This window comes from Providencia vermicola (assembly GCF_020381325.1).
Lineage (GTDB): Bacteria > Pseudomonadota > Gammaproteobacteria > Enterobacterales > Enterobacteriaceae > Providencia > Providencia vermicola.
Genome location: NZ_JAGSPI010000005.1, coordinates 1 through 15535, shown reverse-complemented (window position 1 = coordinate 15535; position 15535 = coordinate 1). Strand labels below are relative to the sequence as shown.

Below are 15535 nucleotides of genomic sequence, written 5' to 3'. Positions count from 1 at the left end.
TCACTCCATGAACATTATTGCCATTGACCTGGGAACTACCAATATTAAAGTCTCCATCTATGATTCAAAATTAACGTTATTATCGTTATTATCTGAAACAGTTACCTACCAGCAAACAGATGATAGGGTTGAATTTGACCCAAATGACTATTTTAACCGTATTCAATCCATGGTTAAGCAATCTGCCCTATTAGGCAAAAATCACAACCAACATAATGTTGTGCAGATTGTCCTAACGGGGCAAGCAGAGTCCTTGGTTTTATTAGCTGAATCACAACAACCTTGTTACCCTGCTATTTCATGGTTGGATATGCGGTCTAAAAAAGAATGTGATGAATTGTCTCACGCTTTTGATGAAACACTGTGTTATCACACAACAGGTCAACCCAAACTTATTCCGACATGGCCCATCACCAAAATGTTATGGTTGAAGCGCCACCAACCCGAGATATTCTCTCGTACTGCGCATTATTTATTATTAAAAGATTATATTGTTTTTAGGCTTAGCGGTCGGATGTTAGGCGACTATTCTATTTACAGTTTTTCCCATTACTTTGATATTACCAAAAAACAATATTGGACTGATATTTTAGACTACTGCGGGGTTAAATTATCCCAATTACCTGAGGTTCACCCCTCTGGGAGTATTGCAGGAAACCTTATAGAACAATGGGTTTGCGAGGATTATGGGCTAACCCAAGAAACGAAAATTAATATCGGTACTTTAGACCATTTCGCTGGGATGATAGGAACGGGGAATATTCAAGAAGGCGTTATTAGCGAATCGGCGGGCACCGTGTTGTCTATTGCAACACTGGTTAACCAACCGATTTTTGATGGCAGTAAAATCCCACTCAATTGTGGCCCTTTCCCTAATTCATATGTGCTATTGCCTGTTTGTGAAAGCGGTGGTTATAGTTTGGAGTGGTTTAAGAATCAATTTTGCGAAACTCTGTCTTTTAATGAAATAACTCAGCAAATTAAAAATAAGCATCGTCAATTACCGCCGCCCATATTTTTGCCTTATTTAACTGGAGTGAATGCACCCGATTTTAATGAACATGCCACAGGTGCTTTTTTTGCTGTCAATGCACACCATGATAAATATGATTTTGCTTTATCGGTGATGCAAGGCGTCGCATGTCTTTTGAAGAAGAATTTACAACATATGCAAGATGCAGGTGTTGAAGTGATAAAAATTGTTTCTGTCGGTGGTGGCGCAAAATCAGCCTTTTGGACACAGCTAAAATCTAATTTTGCCAATCAGCCGATTGAAATACCTGAGAATGAGGAAGCATCAAGCTTAGGCGCCGCTATTATTGCTGCTGTTGATGAGGGATATTTTGCCTCTTTCAAAGACGCTATCTCACAATGTGTGAAGATTAAAACTCGCTATTTACCGAAAAGCAATGCTGAATATAGTGATACTTACCGTGTTTTTGATGCGTTATACACTGCATTACAACCTGTTTATCAACTCGATAATCAATTAAGAAAATCAGTGCATTAAATAGCATAAAAACCTAATTCATCTACATAAGTAGACTGCTTGAGTTAGCAAGTGCGCCAACAACACGACAGCTCGATATGCACATTCATGCGCAAAATAGTTTGTGGTGTCGCTAGGTGGCAATCGCGCTAATCCCAAGGAGCATACAGTAGTATGTGACTTGGGTTAGCAAGTGCAGCCAACAACGCGACAGCTCAAAATACACATTCATGCGCTAAATAGTTTGTGGTGTCGCTAGGCGGCAATCGCGCTAATCCCAAGGAGCATACATGAGTATGTGACTTGGGTTAGCAAGTGCAGCCAACAACGCGACAGCTCAAAATACACATTCATGCGCTAAATAGTTTGTGGTGTCGCTAGGCGGCAATTGACTAAGTCAATTTCTTCATAGAAAAAAGGGCTACCATTTTTGGTTAGCCCTTTTTTGTTAGATCCGCGGTGCGAACAGCGATACATTTACACACATTCACGCGCAAAATATAATAATGTATTCATGCGCTAAATAGTTTGTGGTGTCGCTAGGCGGCAATCGCGCTAATCCCAAGGAGCATACAGTAGTATGTGACTTGGGTTAGCAAGTGCAGCCAACAACGCGACAACGCAAAATATAACGCGCATTAAGACATCTTAATCAACACCATTCCCAGCAACAGTAACACTATTCCACCCCAGCCTTTATAATTCAGCCGTTGATTAAACAGTATCCACCCTGCTGCCACTGTCGCGATGATCCCGAAAGCTCCCCAGAGCGCATATGCGATGGATAGCTCGATACCTTTTACTGCTTGTGCAAGAGAGCTAAATGCCCCAAGTACGGCCAACAGCGAGAGTATCCCTAGCCAATATCGTTTAAAGCCATTCGACATTTTTAACAAGATATTCGCTATAATTTCCAATACCACCGCTAAGATCAAAAACGCTGCATGCCACCATTCAAAATGACTGGCCATATTACGCCTCCGACTTAGCTTCGCGTCCAACTAAAGCACTTGATTTAGCTGCATTGACCGCATGCTGAGTGGCCTGTTTTACTTTTTGAGCCGATCCGCGAACTGTCGCTTTTTTGGTTCCTGATTTAATCAGGCCGATACCAGTGATCAATAATACCAATCCACCTATTTTCATCGGTGATAAGGTTTCACCAAACCACATGACACTAAAAGTGGTAATGAACAAAATGCCGATACCTTCCCAAAGTGCGTAGGCAACACCTAATGCAACTTTTTTCACTGCGATGGCGAGAAGAATGTATGATGTGGCTATCATCACGTACATGACCACCATGCCAGTGAAATCGCCACTCACACTGGCGTGTTTCATTGATAAGGTACCAATAACTTCAGTTACGATAGCTAATACTAAAAATATCCAATAAATCATTATAATATCTCTCTATATACAGCTGCGTCATAGCCTGTTTTTTGTACAGAGCATGCAAACAAAAAGCGTTAACGCAGTTGTTGAAAATTCAAATAAAAACAATGCGATGCTGAATTTATTCAGCGAAATGAATAATCGAGAGAGACGCTATAATGCACCACACCAGTAGTGTTCACTGGAAAGGATAGCTGAAAGGAAAAGCCTGTGTGTCGTTCTTTTTTGGGACTTGCTGATCTTGCCGCTAGTTGAGCTAAGCATGATATCTTATTCTTTTCATCAGGCGGACATCCACCCAATTTACTCCGAACCCTCATGTTGATAGTTGATTACACACTATTTTTAGCATGCCTTTTTTATTAAGTCAATGAATACAAACGCCTTTTATATTGCATAAAAATATGCATACTTATTCATTAATATGCTAACTAACCCTAGTGCCATCAAGCTTCGACCGAATAGTCAACCGTAATTTTGGCATTTTCCTTTAGCATTTTTAAATAAAAAAATTTATTTATACCACTTTTTTGACTTTGCTAGCCCAATGCGTGCGCTGTTTGATCTTTCACATTGACAAGCTAAAGGAACAAGCTTCTTATAGTAGCCATATGATTGAGTTACACCAAAGAGAGAGACATGAACACCTTCAGCCTAACCTCCAACAGCTTTCAAAATGCCGCAGACGCAACGCCACTCCCTTATGATGTCGTATCCATTCAATCTCAGGTAATTTATGGCAGTGTGGGAAACAGCATCGCAGTTCCTGCAATGACTAAGCAAGGCTTACGTGTTGCCGCAATTCCAACCGTAGTATTAAGCAATACGCCTCACTATCCAACCTGTTATGGTGGTGAGTTACCCGGTGAATGGTTCCGCGGCTATTTAAACGGTTTTGTAGAACGCGGTAGCTTAGACTCCGTCAGGTCAATTTTAACGGGTTATTTAGGCTCCCCAGACAAAGCTCGGGATTTAGCCTGTTGGCTGGAAAAAGTGCGTGAACAGCGCCCTACATTACCTGTTATTGTCGACCCCGTCATGGGGGATGAAGATAGTGGCTTTTATATTCCACCTGAGATTGCTGATGTCTACCGTGATAAAGTTATCCCATTAGCAACAGGTATTATCCCGAATAAATTTGAATTAATGACGTTAAGTGGGCAGCAGGTTAATAACTTAAACGAAGCAATTATTGCCGCTCGCAGCTTATTAAAAGGTCATACGCAATGGGTAATTATTACTAGTGCCTTCCAACCTGATGACGATAATATTGAAGTGGTCTGCGTGACGAAAAACGATGTCGCCGTGATCCGTCATAAACGTTACCCTGTCACACCAAAAGGGACAGGCGACTTATTTGGGGCAGAACTGACAGCACAGCTACTTGCGGGTCTTTCCGTTCCCGATGCGGCAAAAATGGCGTGCTTACGCATCGAACAAGGGATTATCCATATGGTTGCAACAGGGCGCAGTGAATTAGTGCTCTAATTCGTTCCGATATCATAAAAAAGCCAAACTCGTGGGTTTGGCTTTTATCATTAAAATTGCGTTTAGCTATCGATTATTCAAACTCATTCCAAGAACGGCCATCGCGAGCAATCATTGCAACAGAAGCAATTGGCCCCCATGTTCCCGCTTGATATGGTTTTGGAGCTTCGTTATCCATTGCCCATGCATCCATGATGGAATCAACAAATTTCCATGCTTCTTCAACTTCATCACGTCGTACGAATAACGCTTGGATACCGCGCATTGCTTCAAGCAGTAGACGCTCATAGGCATCGGCTAGATGAGTTTGATTAAAGGTTTCAGAGAAACTTAAGTCCAGTTTAGTGGTTTGCAAACGGTGTTTATGATCAAGGCCTGGAGCCTTATTCATAATTTCGATATCAATCCCTTCATCTGGCTGCAAACGGATAGTCAGTTTGTTTTGTGGTAAATCTTGATAGCTTTCAGAGAAAATATTCAGTGCAGGCTTTTTAAAGTACACAACCACTTCTGAACATTTTGCTGGTAGGCGCTTACCTGTACGTAAATAGAAAGGCACACCCGCCCAACGCCAATCGTCAATATCCACACGTAGTGCAACGAATGACTCCGTCATACTCTGCTTGTTAGCCCCCTCTTCCTCGAGATAGCCAGGGACTTTTTTACCTTGAACAAAACCAGAGGTGTATTGCCCACGCACTGCTTTTTCACGCACATTGGTATGGTCAATACGGCGTAATGAACGCAATACTTTAACTTTCTCGTCACGAATACGGTCAGTGGTTAAATCAGCAGGTGGCGACATTGCAATCATCGTCAGAATTTGCAGTAAGTGGTTTTGAATCATATCGCGCATTTGACCTGCTTGGTCAAAATAGCCCCAACGGCCTTCAATCCCAACTTCTTCTGCAACAGTAATTTGCACATGATCAATCGTACGATTATCCCAGTTGTTGATAAACAACGAGTTTGCAAAGCGCAGCGCTAACAGGTTTAAAACTGTTTCTTTACCTAAATAGTGGTCAATACGATAAACTTGGCTTTCGTCAAAGTATTTCGCCACTTCATTATTGATTTCTTGAGAAGATTCTAAATCAGTGCCTAATGGTTTTTCCATCACGACACGGTTTGGTTTTTTGTTTAATTTTGCGTGACCAAGGCCTTGGCACATTGCGCCGAATGTACTTGGTGGCATGGCAAAGTAATGGATAGCTGGGTGTGAATCTTGCTTTAACATGTCAGCTAAACGCACAAAACTGTCTGTTTCGTTAACGTCTAAATTACAGAAATCTAAGCGGGCGCTGAGTTTTTCCCACAATGCTGAATCGAGTTCTTCTTTTAAGAATTTGTCTAACGCTTCTTTAACGAATTCGACATAATCAGCTTGTGTCCAATCTGCACGGCCTACGCCGATAATTCGGGTGTCAGGGTGGATATAACCCGCTTTTTCCAACTGATATAAAGAAGGAAGCAGCTTACGACGCGCGAGATCTCCCTTGGTACCGAAAATAATTAAGTCACAAGCTTGAGCAGCATTATGTACCGCCATATTGGTTCTCCTCAATTTGCGGAATCTAAGGCCTAACTAGGATAGGCCTTATTGTAATTTTGTTAAAATTAGCCCTAATTCCGCTAATGTACCCTGTTGCTAGTGTTCAGTAAATCTTCATGATACTGATCACAGTTTTTATGCTGAAAAAAGCAGCATATCATTGTTCTTGACTGTCATTATACACTTTATGTCATCCTACCCGTAAAACTAACTCGAAAACTGAAAGGAGCCAGCTTCCGTAATAAAATGACAAAAAACGTGGTCAACTTACTGAGGTGAAAATTAGATACGCTTCAAAGTTTACAAAAAAGCTGCCATTTATCACCTGCATTCAGATAGCCTACTTACCTCACATAGTATATTTTCACTCTAAGTGATTGCCTCACGACAGCCAGCTTATAATGAAACATAACATAGCGTGATGGCAGAAAAATTTCTCCTTTTGATGAAATAGGCGCTTTTGCTATTATGAATATTTTAGAACAAATGAAAACCAGCCTCGATTTTTTAAGTAAATCGGAGAAAAAAGTGGCTGAAGTGATTTTAGGGATGCCACAGCGCGCTATTCATCTGAGTATCGCTGCCCTTGCTCAATTAGCTGATGTCAGTGAGCCTACAGTTAACCGATTTTGCCGGAAGATGGATACCAAAGGGTTCCCCGATTTCAAGCTTCGCCTCGCCCAAAACTTGGCTAATGGCACCCCCTACGTTAATCGGCATGTAGAAGAAACGGATACAGTAAACACCTATACCCACAAAATTTTCGAATCCGCGATGGCGGGTCTTGATCATGTGAAACATACGCTTGACATCGGCGCAATTAATCGAGCTGTTGACTTACTCACCCAAGCACGAAAAATTAGTTTTTTTGGCTTCGGTGCATCTGCTGCCGTCGCTCACGATGCAATGAATAAGTTTTTTCGCTTTAATATTCCTGTCATGTATTTTGACGATATTGTCATGCAACGCATGAGCTGTATGAATAGTACTGAAGGGGATGTCATTGTGTTAATTTCCCACACAGGAAGAACCAAAGCCCTTGTTGAGATGGCCCAATTGGCCCGACAAAATGATGCAACGGTCATCGCTATCACTTCAGAAAATGCCCCTCTAGCACGAGCCGCTTCGTTATCTATCATTATTGATGTTCCTGAAGATACTGACATATACATGCCGATGGTTTCTCGAATGGCGCAACTTGCTGTTGTTGATGTATTAACAACTGGGTTTACGTTAAGAAGAGGTGAAAAATTTAGAGATAACTTGAAGCGTGTCAAAGAAGCCTTACGCGATTCGCGGTTTGATAACGTCTAAAGCTAAAACTGACAGGATAAAATGTCTTTCTATGCTCATCGGACTTTAATAGTTTTACAGACCTGATAGCATTAAGAAATTCGCAGTATATAATAGCTGTGCTCGTGTCAGCATCCCTATTTGCAGTAAACAGGTTTCGAAATGGGGTGAAATGGTTTCACCCTTTTATCAACGCCATTACAGGTCAACGGAGTCATACATGTCTAGACGGCTTAGAAGAACTAAAATTGTTACAACCCTTGGTCCAGCTACCGATCGTGATAATAACCTCGAAAAAATTATCAATGCAGGTGCCAACGTTGTTCGCCTTAACTTCTCCCACGGAACTCCAGAAGACCATCAGCTACGTGCTAACAAAGTGCGTGAAATTGCCGCTCGTTTAGGTCGCCATGTTGCGATCCTCGGCGATTTACAAGGTCCTAAAATTCGTGTTTCTACGTTTAAAGACGGTAAAGTATTCTTAAATATCGGTGATAAATTCATTCTTGATGCTAACTTAGGCAAAGGTGAAGGTGACCAGCAAAAAGTTGGCATCGACTATAAAGGGTTACCTGCTGATGTCGTTCCTGGTGATATCCTGCTTCTTGATGATGGCCGAGTTCAATTAAAAGTCCGTGAAGTACAAGGCTTGCAAGTCTTTACTGAAGTAACCGTTGGCGGCCAACTATCAAATAATAAAGGTATCAATAAATTAGGTGGTGGCCTTTCTGCTGAAGCGTTAACAGACAAAGATAAAGAAGACATCAAAACTGCCGCTAAAATTGATGTCGACTACTTAGCCGTTTCTTTCCCGCGCTCAGGGGAAGATTTAGATTATGCGCGTCGTTTAGCGCGTGATGCAGGTTGTGAATGCCAAATCGTAGCAAAAGTTGAGCGTGCAGAAGCTGTTGCAAACGACCAAGTTATGGATGAAGTTATCCTTGCCTCTGACGTTGTTATGGTCGCTCGTGGTGACTTAGGCGTGGAAATTGGTGATCCTGAACTCGTTGCTGTCCAGAAAAAGCTGATCCGCCGTTCACGTCAATTAAACCGTGTCGTTATCACTGCAACCCAAATGATGGAGTCAATGATAACAAACCCAATGCCAACACGTGCAGAAGTCATGGATGTGGCGAATGCAGTGTTAGATGGCACGGATGCGGTGATGTTATCCGCAGAAACCGCCGCAGGTCAGTACCCAGCAGAAACCGTTGCCGCCATGGCACAAGTTTGTTTTGGCGCAGAAAAAATGCCTGGTTTGAATGTGTCTAAACACCGTCTAGATGCTGAATTTAGCAGCCCTGAAGAAGCCATCGCGATGTCAACGATGTACGCAGCTAACCATCTGAAAGGGGTAAAAGCAATTATTGCGATGACTGAATCAGGCCGTACCGCGCGTATGATGTCCCGCATCAGTTCTGGCTTACCTATTTTCGCTATGTCACGTCACGAAAAAACACTGAACCAATGTTCATTGTATCGCGGCGTTACCCCTGTTTTCTGTAGCACACACACTGATGGTATTGAAGCTGCAGCTGAAGCTGTCACTCGCTTACGTGATAACGGCTACTTAATGAGTGGGGATATCGTCCTCGTGACTCAAGGTGACCTGATGGGTACAGTAGGAAGCACTAACACTTGCCGTATCTTAGAAGTCGAATAATCTTCAACTGAACGGAATTAGGTTATCAAATAAAAGGCAGCAGTTATTCGCTGCCTTTATCATATCCGTATCTTCAAGCTTTTGCCTGTTTCCATTTGGCAAACGCATCGCTAATTATTGCGGCAATTTTATCGTAATTTTCCCAACTATTTTCAACATGATAAGTGGACGGTAAATCACTTTGTAAAACACGTTCATAATCATCGAAGTATCCACCTTCTTCCGCTGCGTAATAAAACTCAGTGAATGCATTACCTTCATCGTTTAAATCTTCACTGATAAATTTTTCATCACACATAGAAATTAAGAATTCGCGGCCATCCATTTTTCGCGCTTTAACTAACGCAATTTCATCTTCCGATTCTTCAAGGTGAAACTCACCCACTAAACCATGTTGAATGATCCACGTCAGGTAAAAACCGATGTGTGTTCCACCATTTTCAGTAGGAAGCCCTTCAGGGTAATCACCGCCATAGTGCCAATCCATACGATCAATTGCCATTGTCTTTCACACCTTCATTATTATTTATCAACGATAATGACTATACAGGGTTAAATTCATTTAATAGATAGGAAGTTTGGAGGGAAAATAACGTGTTTCTGTATTTAGCCATTGCTAGACACAGAAACCGTCATCGTTAGTGATATTGTAGATTAAACTGTAATGTGCCGTTCGCTTTGCCCGTTTTCGTTGCAGATTGTGTTTGTATATAGACTGCTTCTAAAGGAATATTATATAACCCTGCACTGCTATTTTTTTCGACTAAAGTCATCAACTGATTCAACTTAATTGGCTCACCTTTATATTTTACTTGAATAGCGTAACCTTGCGCTGTGTTGATGTCACTTAAGTCATTCAATGCAATAGCCCCTGGTGTTTGGCTCGCATCTGGTGTTCCGATAAACGTTACCCTAATTGCCGAAACAGGGTCACAATCGAGTTGTATTTGAAGATTTTTCTGACTCTCTGGGCTCGTTGAGCCCACGCCTGAAAAAGTTGCTTTGCTAACACTTCCAAAAGGAACATCAATATTTTTATTTTTTACTTCGCATCCGCTTGAAACCACTTTTACAGGCCCCATTGTGACCCGAGGTTCCGTTTTCCCATATGTATCAGAAGTGATAAAACCATTGTTGTACAAAATAAGCATTGCAGCCGTCACGCTAGGTAGTGTTTGTGTTTTAACATTTTCCCCCACTTTATAAAAATCGGCTCTTAACTGTACGGAATAGGATGCTGAAGATGAAGTAACGCCACAAATTATTCTATTGCTAATATTTCCATCTTTAGTATTTACGCCGTCAACATATGCATTTCCTGCACAAGGGCTTGTCACCGTGCCATGAAGCGCATAGCCTACACCTGAGCTGTTGATTTCTCTTACATAACCAACACCAGGGATTTTCATTGATGGAGATGAAAGCCCTGTGAGATAAATACCCACTTCTGTTCGACCTGTTGCATTCCACCAAACCCACGGTGTGTAACTGCCCAAATCAACTGAATCAATAAAACTGCCTACAGGTAAAGTTCGAGGCACATAAAGTGTTTTTGCAACATCTTTTGTTCTTGTTGTGAATTCAGCTCTATATTCTGCAAAACCAAATTGTGAATATAAAAGCGTTGGAATACAGAATATTAAACCTAATTTTTTCATGATAACTCCTATTCACACACGCGTTCTATAAACTGAATTTTGTCACTCTCTAGTGATAATAAAAGCGGCACCGTGCATTGCTGAGTCTGGTTATTACCCCACTTCACTTTGATAACACTTTGCTCTGGTACACCACTTAAATACACTTCTCCATCATTGGCAACAATACCACTAGTCACTTGGTTATCTTTTTCAAATACAAATACTTGAGTACCAAAAGCAATTGGCTTACCTTTATTCATTAACCTTAATAAAATTCTTGCCCCACGCTTTGCTTGGAAATTCGCTAATACAATTGCACCTTGTGTCGGAACAACAGTCGTCGTATTGATTGCAACATCATTATTTCCTGTCAATGTGGCGGTATCCACACTTACCTTATTACGTTCATAGCGTGTCACGGTTGGAATAACCGCATAACCCGAGGCATCCGTATATAAAGCTTGGGCGTTATTCACTTTAAGATTATCGATATCTTCCGCTTTAACTAATACCGCTGAATCATAAATTGTTCGGGATGCCGTTATTCCGCCAGAATGCAGTAACAGCGCACCCGTTGCACCTAAATCTACAGAGTTATATTTAGGATCATAGTTATATCCAGCACTGTATTCTCCTGCAGAAATAATATAGTTAGCACTGACCGAATTACTGTATTCATTTCTGCTATGGTTATAACGTTGAGTAATGTCGTATTGAAGGTTATTATCTTCTAAACGTGTCCCATTAAAGCTAAGCGAACTTGTTGAATCCCCTTTGCGGCTAGTATTATAACTATAATTAACCCAATTATTTTTCTGACCAATATCAAATGGGATACTCAAATTCACCGAAAGCATTTGATCATTTGTATTAGAGTAGTCTTGCTTCATATATGAATAAGCAACACTGTAGTTCATCGCGTTGTAATTTGAGCTGAAACTCATTGTCAAATTTTTATCTGAACCGCCCTTATCCCAGTAATACTGTTGATAGCCATTAATGGAAAAATAGCCAATCCCATCCAATGACTGTGAAATGGACGCTTGGAATTGTTGCTTTTTCCTGCCTATATCGTAAAAATAATTATTTGATGAAGAAAAATCATAATAGTTTTTGGTTGAATAACGATATGAAGCTAACGAAAATGATGTTCCTGTACCTGGCAGGTATTTTGAATATTGAACACGATATGATTGCCCATCCGCTTTTGTTTTATCAATTAATGTTGTCGAGGCTTGCGTAATATCCGTTGATATCGCCCCAATATTCCCCAAATTGACGCCAGTTCCCATTGTATAAGCTTGGTAATCAGCGGAAACTAAAAAACCACCATATATCGACATGTTATAAGGTAAACCATAAATTGCAGAAGCTTGTGCAAAATTAGGTTTTCTTCGCGCATTATCAACATTATATTTACCGATATCGAGACTGTATTTAAGCGCTCCAGCCCTTTGCATCATTGGTACAGCTGAAAATGGTTGAATAAAAGAACGTGTCGTACCATTTGTTTCTTCAATAGTAACGTCTAAATCACCACTATAAGATGTCGGGTAAAGATCATTAATCGAAAACTCACCTGGTGGTACCGTCGTCTGGTAAATGACATTACCATTTTGCCTTACCGTCACAATGGCATTGGTCTGTGCAATTCCCGTTACAACAGGCGCAAAGCCCCTCTGGCTTTGTGGTAACATGCTCTCATCTGACGCTAACCTAACCCCACGAAACGGGTTGCTTTCCATTACACCATTATCAGAAGATGTTTCGCCAATCGTTAAACGGCTTTTTAATGTCCGAATATCCCGTTCTAAATAAGTTTGTAGGTTATTCCAATGGCTTTCATCCATAGTTTTACTGTATGTACTATGATTTCTTAGCCGCCATGCATTTAAATTAATGCCACTTCTCAAACCTAGAAATGAGTTATTATTGTTATCTCTGTCTTTATACCAATACTTGTTATATCTTGCTGTATAATTAACAAACGCGGCATTAATTCCGTCGTCCCATTCGCTTGGTTCAACGTAACCGCGGCTCGTATTCTCTAACCCAATTTGAGGAATACTTAATTGCAATTGATTAACTTCAAAATGATAGCCCAGCTTCGCACTCGGAATAAGTGTCTCAATATTTTTCACATATTCGTTTTCACTCATATCTGAAAATTCTTGGCTTACTGAATTTTTCACCCCCCATTCTAATAACATTTTTTTTGTCACTTCAGGGATCAGTTTTTTTATTTTATCATCATAAACAAAGGTTATACTCTTGTTCACAACTAAATTATTGTTTATATAAATATCGACATAGTAAGTACCTGGCAATTGTCCACCGACTTGCGAAAGGTAGCCTAAACTATTAACGTCCGCCACTTGGCTTTCAATGCCTGTGTTAATTGCATTAATATCAAATATATCTTCAGAAATAGCACTATTTGTATAAATCACCATGCTGATAGGTATAAATATTTTAGAATAGGCTAGCTTATTTTTCGCGCATACAACTGACATTTTCATATACTCTTACTTGTTTTTTTCTCAATAATGGCGCCATAATCATTAATAAATTGCACCACTATAGAATTATCATTGTTCGTATTTTTCTTAAGAATATAATCGTTTTTAAACGGGTAAATTAGGTTTTTGCCAGCCACCACATTGCCATTCACTAATATATTTTTTATCGACAAATGGTAAGGTGTTTGATTATCAATCATAATTCCATCTGTTTTTTTTACTAAAAAAACCTTTTCGAAGTCAAATGGCTCAATATCTTTTGAACGCAAAAATAATTTAAACTGTGAGTTGATAATTATCTGTAATTCGTTTTCTATTCCACTATCCTTTGGCGGTATAGATTTGATATTCAATAAATACAGTTTTTCCTGATTAGCCCCTATTGGCTCACCTATATATGAAATACGTGCAGAACCATTTGTGTCAGGTTCAATCCTAAATAAAGGTGGCGTCGCTATAAATGGCGTTTTTCCTTCACCTTCATAGGGTGATACCCAACTTTGTATTAAAAATGGTTTTTCTTTATCACTATTATAAATTGGAATATCAATTTCACGTTTATTCTCTTCATAAACAAATCGTGTTCCCCCAACGCTAATACCTGCTGCGTAAGAAAAATTGGACATAGTGAACGCAAATAAAAATACTGAAAGTAATATTCTTTTCATAAACACAGCCTGGATTTAAAAAGAGATAGAGAGTGGCGAATACCACCCTCTAATAGTATTAATGGTATTGAATACTATAAACTGCACTGCTGTTTGCAGGACCTGCGGTTGCAGCGCCTGTTGCTTTATAACGAGCAACATAGTCTAAATCAACTGTTGCACCATCAAATTCAACTTCTTTTGAATCTTCAAACAGTTTAATTTGTGTAGTTGCATCTTTTTCAAATAAGGCAATACCCACATTTTTAGCAACGCCCGCAGCTTGGTTGATCGCTAGAATGTCACGGTCAGCCGTATCACGTGTGCCGCCAAAACGTACTGTCACTTTAGAGTTAGCTGGGCAATCAACAAGCTTAATTGTAAAATCCTTTAGTCCAGCAACTTCACCTTGTGCAGCTAAGCTTTTTGATGAAACTTTCCCAAGGTCAACATTTAAATTTTTAGAGTTGCTATCTACTGTACAAGCGATATCTGTTATTTCTCCAGTAAAATTAATTGTACCTGAAGCTAAAACGGTTGACGCAGATGTTACAGCTAAAGCCACCCCTATTACTGTTAGGGATTTTTTTAGAATACTCATAATAGTTCCTATAATATAGATCTTTAATTATTAATTATTACTTAATGAATAATTACATTACTCATATTGGGAGTGCGGACGGAATATACCATTTACCTTTAGTTAAGTTAACAAATTGATACATTGAATTTTTTTAAATTACATCTAAAATTTTTATGTTTATTTTTATCATTCAAAAAAAGATGTATTTATTTATTTTTATCATTATCGATAAGGTAATATTTTAAAATATCACTCACCATTGAATTTTTATTCAAATACATATAAAAGCGATATTCATTGCTTTTATTTGCAATTCTCAGCTCTTTTAGTGAATTATTATTCAGCTTATCCTGTATTAGATTTTTAGGCAACCATGAGTATCCAACTGAATTTTCAGTTAATTTTACCGCTATCTCAACGTTAGCTACATTAATTGTCTGAATGCTTTTCTCAACTTCACCAAAAGCAGGAAGCAGAACAATATGTGTTGTTTTTTCTAATAAATTCAGTACATTAGATTCATTACATGATTGTAATTTATGGTCTGGGCTTGTCACTAAAATAGCATCAACTTGCTCTAAATAAATTGGGTTTAAAGACTCAATTTTATGATGAGTAATGAGCAAATCATAATTTTTCAGTGATAGCACATCAGCCCTATTTAATGAAACTCTTTTAAAATCAATGTCATAATCCTTTCTTAGACGTGTGAATTGTCCTATTTTTTCAAGTATTTCATCACTTTGATATAAAGAGTCCATTACAATGTTAATTTTCCCATTACCATCATAATTCAATGACTTAGCCAACTCCTCTAATGAAATTGCTTTATTTGTAACCTCCCTAGATAATGCTAAAAGTTGTTCGCCCTGTTTAGTGAGTACTGCACGGCGTCTCTCTAAAGAAAATATCTCAAGTTCCAATGTTTGCTCTAATTTGCTAATCGTATAACTAATTGATGATTGTGTTCTATGCAAAATTTCAGCTGCTTGAGCAAAGCCACCATAATCAACGACAGCTTGTAAAGTAATCCATTGATCTAATGTCGTTCGGGTTTTTTCCATAATCTCTCCAAGTATTAGCCTGAAGTTATTTTTATAATTCCATTAAAATATAGCAACATATTTTAAATGCGTTAATAAGTACTTATACATACAGGTTAATTAACAAACATTTGTTTAGCTTTTTTTAAGTTGATTTTCTTAAAATTTAAAACATTAGTTTTTAAATGGTCAATTATTTCTTATCTGTCTCTTATACACATCT

At 39.2% G+C, this 15535-nt stretch carries 13 protein-coding genes; 4 read left to right on the top strand and 9 right to left on the bottom strand.

The window, feature by feature from the left end; translation table 11 throughout:
* Positions 1-7: 7 nt before the first annotated feature.
* Entirely contained in the window at positions 8-1510 is a 1503-nt protein-coding gene (locus KDJ85_RS08345; protein ID WP_225819254.1) for an FGGY-family carbohydrate kinase, read from the top strand.
* A 617-nt stretch (positions 1511-2127) separates the two neighbouring features.
* Here the strand turns inward: KDJ85_RS08345 and mdtI are convergent.
* Both mdtI and mdtJ read right to left on the bottom strand, forming a co-directional pair.
* Positions 2128-2460 (bottom strand): multidrug/spermidine efflux SMR transporter subunit MdtI, encoded by a 333-nt coding sequence (gene mdtI / locus KDJ85_RS08340; RefSeq protein WP_225819253.1) that lies wholly within the window; start codon positions 2458-2460, stop codon positions 2128-2130.
* 1 nt (position 2461) lies between these two features.
* The gene (mdtJ, locus tag KDJ85_RS08335) at positions 2462-2890 is read right to left on the bottom strand and encodes a multidrug/spermidine efflux SMR transporter subunit MdtJ (RefSeq protein WP_047757207.1); all 429 of its coding nucleotides are present in this window, start codon (positions 2888-2890) and stop codon (positions 2462-2464) included.
* A gap of 633 nt (positions 2891-3523) precedes the next feature.
* On the opposite strand from mdtJ, the gene pdxK reads away from it, so the two are divergent.
* The gene (pdxK, locus tag KDJ85_RS08330; protein WP_225819252.1) at positions 3524-4372 is read left to right on the top strand and encodes a pyridoxine/pyridoxal/pyridoxamine kinase; all 849 of its coding nucleotides are present in this window, start codon (positions 3524-3526) and stop codon (positions 4370-4372) included.
* Between the two features lie 73 nt (positions 4373-4445).
* Here pdxK and zwf read toward each other — a convergent pair whose 3' ends face one another.
* Positions 4446-5921 carry a glucose-6-phosphate dehydrogenase gene (zwf, locus tag KDJ85_RS08325; protein ID WP_206084185.1) on the bottom strand — a complete coding sequence of 492 codons (1476 nt, stop codon included), beginning with the start codon at positions 5919-5921 and terminating at the stop codon, positions 4446-4448.
* A gap of 471 nt (positions 5922-6392) precedes the next feature.
* Here zwf and KDJ85_RS08320 point away from each other — a divergent pair, with 471 nt between their 5' ends.
* Complete coding sequence (locus KDJ85_RS08320) at positions 6393-7238, top strand: MurR/RpiR family transcriptional regulator (RefSeq protein WP_225819251.1); 846 nt, start codon at positions 6393-6395, stop codon at positions 7236-7238.
* Positions 7239-7437: 199 nt separating this feature from the next.
* Positions 7438-8880 (top strand): pyruvate kinase, encoded by a 1443-nt coding sequence (pyk, locus tag KDJ85_RS08315; RefSeq protein WP_225819250.1) that lies wholly within the window; start codon positions 7438-7440, stop codon positions 8878-8880.
* A 73-nt stretch (positions 8881-8953) separates the two neighbouring features.
* On the opposite strand, the gene KDJ85_RS08310 is transcribed toward pyk, so the two are convergent.
* The 6 genes from KDJ85_RS08310 to KDJ85_RS08285 all read right to left on the bottom strand — a co-directional run bounded on the left by KDJ85_RS08310 (position 8954) and on the right by KDJ85_RS08285 (position 15333).
* Positions 8954-9382: a DUF7832 domain-containing protein gene (locus KDJ85_RS08310; RefSeq protein WP_225819249.1), complete on the bottom strand. Its 429-nt coding sequence runs from the start codon at positions 9380-9382 to the stop codon at positions 8954-8956.
* A gap of 136 nt (positions 9383-9518) precedes the next feature.
* Positions 9519-10538, bottom strand: coding sequence for a fimbrial protein (locus tag KDJ85_RS08305; RefSeq protein ID WP_225819248.1), 1020 nt, complete (start codon positions 10536-10538; stop codon positions 9519-9521).
* 8 nt (positions 10539-10546) lie between these two features.
* Positions 10547-13033, bottom strand: coding sequence for a fimbria/pilus outer membrane usher protein (locus KDJ85_RS08300; RefSeq protein WP_225819247.1), 2487 nt, complete (start codon positions 13031-13033; stop codon positions 10547-10549).
* A 2-nt stretch (positions 13034-13035) separates the two neighbouring features.
* On the bottom strand, positions 13036-13707 hold the full coding sequence (locus KDJ85_RS08295; protein ID WP_225819246.1) for a fimbrial biogenesis chaperone: 672 nt from the start codon (positions 13705-13707) through the stop codon (positions 13036-13038).
* A gap of 58 nt (positions 13708-13765) precedes the next feature.
* Positions 13766-14287: a fimbrial protein gene (locus KDJ85_RS08290; RefSeq protein WP_206084178.1), complete on the bottom strand. Its 522-nt coding sequence runs from the start codon at positions 14285-14287 to the stop codon at positions 13766-13768.
* A gap of 188 nt (positions 14288-14475) precedes the next feature.
* Positions 14476-15333: a LysR family transcriptional regulator gene (locus tag KDJ85_RS08285; RefSeq protein ID WP_225819245.1), complete on the bottom strand. Its 858-nt coding sequence runs from the start codon at positions 15331-15333 to the stop codon at positions 14476-14478.
* Positions 15334-15535 lie beyond the last annotated feature (202 nt).